Source organism: Chitinophaga sp. (assembly GCF_035564935.1).
In the GTDB taxonomy this organism is placed as follows: Bacteria; Bacteroidota; Bacteroidia; order Chitinophagales; family Chitinophagaceae; genus Chitinophaga.
On sequence record NZ_DATMTE010000296.1, the window covers coordinates 1 to 6,228 of the forward strand.

The window sequence follows — 6,228 nt, forward strand, 5'->3', positions numbered from 1 at the left end:
CCTGGGAACTGGAACCCCATAGCTGGAAAAAGGCGGTCATAACTAAAATGGTCTTTAAAAGTTTCATAGCCGTTGTTCTTGGTACTAAAGTACGAAGAGAAGGGGAGCATCCCTCGCACTTCATGGAAAAATGTCGTTTTAACAATGTTAATATTCATATATAAACAGATATGTTTTGCTACATTTCAGAAATATTCCCTTGTTTATCAACCTTTTCTAATATTCAACTTTTTATCTGTAGCATTTAATCATTATTTTTGGCACCTAAAACGTTGTGTTTTGAAAACCATACTAAACGGCAGGCAAATGGCTATTACGATAGACAGGCTTTGTCATCAGTTGATAGAAAATCATTTAAAGTTTGAGCAGACTGTGCTGATAGGATTACAGCCAAGGGGTATTTATTTATCCGGCAGGATTCATCAAACCCTGCTTAAATTAATACCAGGTGCGCATATCGACTACGGTAAGCTGGATATCACTTTTTACCGCGACGATTTTAACCAGAGCAAAACCCTGCATGTACCGAGTGAAACCAGTATTGATTTTTCCATAGAAAATAAAAAGGTAGTGCTGATTGATGATGTGTTGTATACGGGCCGTACTATCCGTTCTGCGCTGGATGCAATGCTCGACTTTGGCCGGCCTGCTTCCGTAGAGTTGCTTACGCTGATAGACCGCCGCTTCAGCAGGCAGCTGCCCATTCAGCCGGACTATACCGGGCGCACCATCGATGCCCTTATTTCACAGAAAGTAAGGGTATTGTGGAACGAAAGAGATGGTAAAGACGAAGTAGTTCTGATCGATTAATACGAATCCGGATTTCAGAATTCAGATTTCACCCTTTATATTTGCACATTAATGTCACTTTCTGTAAAACACTTACTCGGAATTCGCGATCTGCAGCGCCAGGATATAGAGCTTATTTTTCAAACAGCCGACCAGTTTAAGGAGGTTTTACAAAGGCCTATTAAAAAGGTGCCTACGCTACGCGATACAACAATTGTCAATTTATTTTTTGAGAACTCTACCCGCACACGCATCTCTTTTGAGTTAGCGGAAAAACGCCTGGGTGCAGATACAGTTAACTTTTCTGCCTCGGGATCGTCTGTATCCAAAGGAGAAACGCTGATAGACACGGTGAACAACATCCTGTCCATGAAAGTGGATATGGTAGTGATGCGCCACTCTGCCAGCGGCGCCCCGCATTTCCTGGCAAAGCACATTAATGTGCCCATCCTCAATGCCGGCGATGGGATCAATGAGCATCCCACACAGGCATTGCTTGATGCGTTCTCTATCCGGGAACGGCTTGGCAATGTGGAAGGGAAAAAGATCGCCATCTGCGGCGATATCATGCACTCCAGGGTAGCCCTCTCCAACATCTATTGCCTTAAAAAACTGGGTGCAGAAGTAACGGTGGTAGGCCCGCCTACACTCATACCAAAATACATGGCCGCCGCACTCGGCGTAAATGTGAGCTATAATATCCGCGAAGCCCTGCAATGGTGCGATGTGGCCAATGTACTGCGTATCCAGCTGGAAAGGCAGAACACGCCGCTGTTCTCTTCCCTCCGTGAATATTCCCTTGCTTACGGCGTAAACCGGGAACTGCTGGACAGTCTGAATAAAGAAATTGTAATTATGCACCCGGGCCCCATTAACCGTGGTGTGGAAATAAATTCTGATGTGGCCGACTCTGGTCAGTCTATCATTCTTGACCAGGTAGAAAACGGTGTAGCAGTACGTATGGCTGTACTGTACCTGCTGGCAGGAAAGAAATCGGAATAGTCTCCCTGTTGGCTTCTGGGAAATCAGAAGCCAACAGTCAACCCCAGTGTATATGATCTGAAAAACGGATATGCATTCCCGTTATAACCTCCCGCCTGTTCCGGATCATAATATTTAATCTTCATTTTAGTGGTTTCCCAGAGATCTTGTCCTGAGAAGTAAATGCGCAGGTTGCTGATCCATATTTTCCTCAGCCAGCTGGCGGGCAAAGTATAACCTACCTGCAGGTTTTTCAACCTGATATAGGCCCCATTCATGGCCCAGTGGGAGGAAGGCGCGGTGTTCTGCTGATCGTTGAGATACAGCCGCGGGAATAACGCGTGAGGATTTTCAGGGGTCCAATAGTCCTGGTTAATATCCCAGGGTTGCTGCCAGGTACTGGTAAAAGGAAGATTGTACCGGGGGTCCGGCATCACTTTGCGGTTGGCCACGCCCTGGAAGAAAACGGAAACATCAAAACCTTTCCAGGCAAAACCAGCGTCTATGCCGTATGAGAACCGGGGATCGGTACTTCCCAGGTAAACCAGGTCGGCATTATCTATTTTATGATCGCCGTTGATATCTTTATAGCGCAGGTCGCCGGGACCGGTATTTTCGTGCTGGAATGCGTGCTGGCTCACTTCATCAGCCGATTTGAAATAGCCGTCGGACTCATAGCCGAACAGGGAAGAGTAGGGATACCCGGCAATGCCCTGGTTCCAGCCTGGCTGGGGAGTCACATTATCATTTTTCAGCACTTTATTCCGGTTATAAAAGAGGTTACCGTTGATATACCAGGTAAAAGGTCCTTTGTCGTCGCGCCAGCCTATATTTATTTCCCAGCCCCATGATTTCATTTCACCACGGTGAAAATCAATTGGCCAGGCGCCGTCTGTAGATGCAGTGAGTACCGGGATCTGCATATCCCGGTTATGCTTAACAAAATAGTCGGCTGCCAGGGTGAGCCTGCCCCTGAATAAAGTGGCATCCCAGCCATAGTTATTGGTAGAGATATTTTCCCATCCCTGTGCCTGGATAATGGGGTTCTTATACACAAAAGGCAGCAAATTCGAAGGAGGATTAAAACTGAAAGTTTGCAGGCGTTCATCGTTGGGGATGCTGTTCCAGCTGTTCACATTCCCCAATCTGCCCCATGACCACCTCAGTTTGAACTCATTAAAAAAAGGCAACGCACGGTTGAACCAGGTTTCATTGTTCAGTCGCCATCCGGCAGAGAAAGAAGGGAATACCTGCCATTGATCACCACCGGCAAACGAGGTACTGTACTGCGATAAGCGCGACCCGATGAGGTTTGCTTCCACCAGGTAACGATTATCATAGTTGTAGCTCATCTTGCCAAATACAGAGAGCAAAGAACCACTGGCGCCCAGCAGCTGCGTGTATGCGGGGCCGTTATTGAAGTGGTTGGTATTGATTTCCTCCTGGCTGATATTGTAAGAGGCTGCTGTATTTTGCGTGGTATTGTATGCTTCCTGCGTAGCGCCGCCGAGGAGGTGAATATTGTTTTTTTCCTTCTTCACATCATAGTCGGCCAGTAGTTGCAGGTTGCCGCCTTTGCTTTCCAGCCGGCTTTTCTGCAGCATGTTATTGGGTTGCAGCAATAAGGCAGTATCCACGCGGTTCCAGAGGGCAATGGTATTGCGGCCCAGGTTGTCCTGCAATGTATGTTTCTGCGGACTGTAAATCAACCGTAACGTAAGCCCTTTGGCAATGCTGTCGGCCCGCAGGGTAAATACGGCATCTATGTAATTATTTTTTTCATCGCGTTCACCGCCATCTTCTAAAATTGCATATCCCGGCGCGCCGCCATAGGCGTAATTACTGGTATTGGGCACAAACACGGGTATATTTCCCGGTCCGCGGTAAATCCCCGCCAGCAAGCCTTTGGGACCCTCCACCGCCTGGCCGGGAGAGAAGGTATTGGTTTGTGCATATGACAACCGTGTTTCTAAACTGAAATGCTTATTGAAGCGGTTGTTCATGTTCACCCTTGCATTCACGCGGTGAGTGCGGTCCGGTCCAACGGCAAATAGCCCCTGTCTTCCGAAATAACCCAGGGATGCGGAGAACTGGTTGGAGCTGTCGCCTCCTTTTACAGATATGTTATAGTTTTCAATACCGGTTTTGCTTTTGGTAAGTACCGGCAAGGCATTGTAGTTATAATAGTATCTATAGAAATCAGGGTTTTGGTAGTCGATGGCATAATGATTCCCCGATTTCATTAAATCTATTTCCACGGGATCCCAGGGTGCCTGCTGCCCTGCATTTTCAGCGGCAGTATTCTGCATCGCGGCCGATTGCCAGGAGGGAAGCCGGTTGGGCAGGCGGATGGGGGTTTCAAAACCGCCAAGGGTATTGAAGTCTACCTTCAGTTTACCCGGTTTCCCGGTGCGGGTGGTAACCAGTACCACGCCGCCTGCGCCACGGGCGCCGTAAATAGAGGCGGCGGCCGCATCTTTCAGGATAGATACAGATTCAATATCATCAGGATTCAATACTGCCAGGGAGCCGGGTACGCCGTCAACGATCACCGGGGTATTGCTACCGGAGGAGGAACCCACACCACGTATCTGGATGTTAAATCCTTCCCGGCCGGGTTGCCCATTACTTCTTGTTACCACCAGGCCGGTGGCGGTTCCCTGTAAAGCGGCCATTACATTGGCTACAGGTCTGCTTCTCAGTCGCACGCCGTCTACCTGGCTGATGGAGCCGGTGATATTGGCGCGTTTTTGCAAACCGTAACCCAGTACTATCAGCTCGTTCAGCTTACGCAGATCGGGTTGCAGCAGTACGGAAATACTCTTCCTGTCTCTCACCGCAATTTCTTTTGTTTCAAAGCCGATCAGGGATACCTGTAGTATGGCCTGCCCGTTGGCCAGGTCTACTTTGAAACTGCCGTTTTCCGTAGTGGCGGTGCCGTTAGTGGTGCCTTTTTCCCGGATGGATACGCCGCTTAAAGGCTCTATCCCGTCTGAAACAGATCCGGTAACTGTCCACTTATTAGGGTTGGGATCCATGTTGGGAGGAGAGGGTTCGTTTGGAGTAATAGCGTTGAGGGGAATTACAATGATCTGTCCGTCTTTTATTTCTACTTTATATTTTGCGGGGGGGAAGATCTTTGGCAATACTTCACCAAGGGAGGCATTATGTACGTGTAAGCTAACGCCTTTGCGGGTTTCCAGTTCCCCGGAGGAGATAGCAAAAGTATATTTGGTTTGTTTTTCTATTTCCCGGATCACCGTTTTCAGGCTGGCATTTGTAAACTGCAGGGAAACCTTTTTGGGAGGGGCATTAGTATGCTGGGCCATAGCTACCGCATTGACCAATACCAGGATAACAATAAAAATAAATTCAGGCACGCATCCAAACCTGGAATTGGAGATACGCGCCTGTAGCAATAATTGCTGAATAAATAAAAGGTCAGGCGCGTATTAGTAGATGTCTACCAGGTCGTTTTTATGCGTAATGTTAATTTGAAGGGTTTTTCTCATAATGTCCAGCACTTCGTCCAAAGACATATTGGGGAAGGTAGCCAGCAGTTTTTTATCAGCCAGTTGCTGATCGCTGATGGTGATCTGTACATTATAAAAATCTTCGAGGGCTTCCGCTACTTCTGTAAGCGGGGTATCGTCAAACGTTAATGTCCGGGTTTTCCAGGCCAGGATGTTATTGTTCTTTTTATGGGTACGGGTATCTATTTCATGGCCGTTACGTTTCAGGGAGGCTTCTACCCCTGGCGTAAGGATCACTTTTTTCTCCCTGCCTTTATAGGCGGCGCTTACTTTCCCGGATTGCACAAATACTTTAACACCGCTATTGGCTGCTTTTACATTGAAAGCGGTGCCTAACACCTGTACTTCTACTTCAGGAGCGTTTACAATGAACGGGAGGGCGTCGTTTTGGGTAACATCAAAAAATGCTTCTCCTTTATCTATTTTAATTTGCCTGTTATCTTTTCCGAATCCACGTGCATAGCGTACCTGGGTATGCGCGTTGAGGTACAGCATAGAGCCGTCGGGTAAGCGAAGACTATCCTGTTGCTGGTTAGTGGCGTAGGTTTTATAGCCTCCGGGGCCCAGCCAGGTCCAGGTGCCGGCAATCAGCAGCACGGCTGCGGCAGCCCACCAGTACCTGCGGTTCATCCTGATCACGCGGGTATTTTTCTTTTGTGCGGGAAGCGCAACAGCTACAGGAACCTTATCCAGCATGGTATCCAGTGCCTGCCATTGTCCCTGGGTATCGAAAGCAGAGGCGGCAGGAAGCGGATCGCCGTGCCACATACCTTTCATATCCAGGAAGATATCCAGGTTACCAGCATCCTGTTGAATCCATTCGTTGAGCTGCGTTTTGTGCTGCTCATTGTCCGGATCTTCCAGGTAACGGATCACTATATCTATGTCTGTTTGATTATTCATGGCTTCTTATTAGTAATACAAC

Annotated in this window: 4 protein-coding genes; 2 read left to right on the plus strand and 2 right to left on the minus strand. The window is 48.0% G+C overall.

What is annotated here, in order from left to right; genetic code table 11:
* Positions 1-279 precede the first annotated feature (279 nt).
* Together pyrR and VN105_RS07940 are read left to right on the plus strand one after the other, a co-directional pair.
* Positions 280-810 (plus strand): bifunctional pyr operon transcriptional regulator/uracil phosphoribosyltransferase PyrR, encoded by a 531-nt coding sequence (gene pyrR, locus VN105_RS07935; protein ID WP_325639622.1) that lies wholly within the window; start codon positions 280-282, stop codon positions 808-810.
* A 51-nt stretch (positions 811-861) separates the two neighbouring features.
* Positions 862-1,791 (plus strand): aspartate carbamoyltransferase catalytic subunit, encoded by a 930-nt coding sequence (locus tag VN105_RS07940; protein WP_325639624.1) that lies wholly within the window; start codon positions 862-864, stop codon positions 1,789-1,791.
* Between the two features lie 23 nt (positions 1,792-1,814).
* Here VN105_RS07940 and VN105_RS07945 read toward each other — a convergent pair whose 3' ends face one another.
* Together VN105_RS07945 and VN105_RS07950 are read right to left on the minus strand one after the other, a co-directional pair.
* Positions 1,815-5,150, minus strand: a complete 3,336-nt coding sequence (locus VN105_RS07945) for a TonB-dependent receptor (protein WP_325639626.1) — start codon at positions 5,148-5,150, stop codon at positions 1,815-1,817.
* Positions 5,151-5,222: 72 nt separating this feature from the next.
* Positions 5,223-6,206, minus strand: coding sequence for a FecR family protein (locus tag VN105_RS07950; RefSeq protein WP_325639628.1), 984 nt, complete (start codon positions 6,204-6,206; stop codon positions 5,223-5,225).
* Between the last annotated feature and the right edge of the window lie 22 nt (positions 6,207-6,228).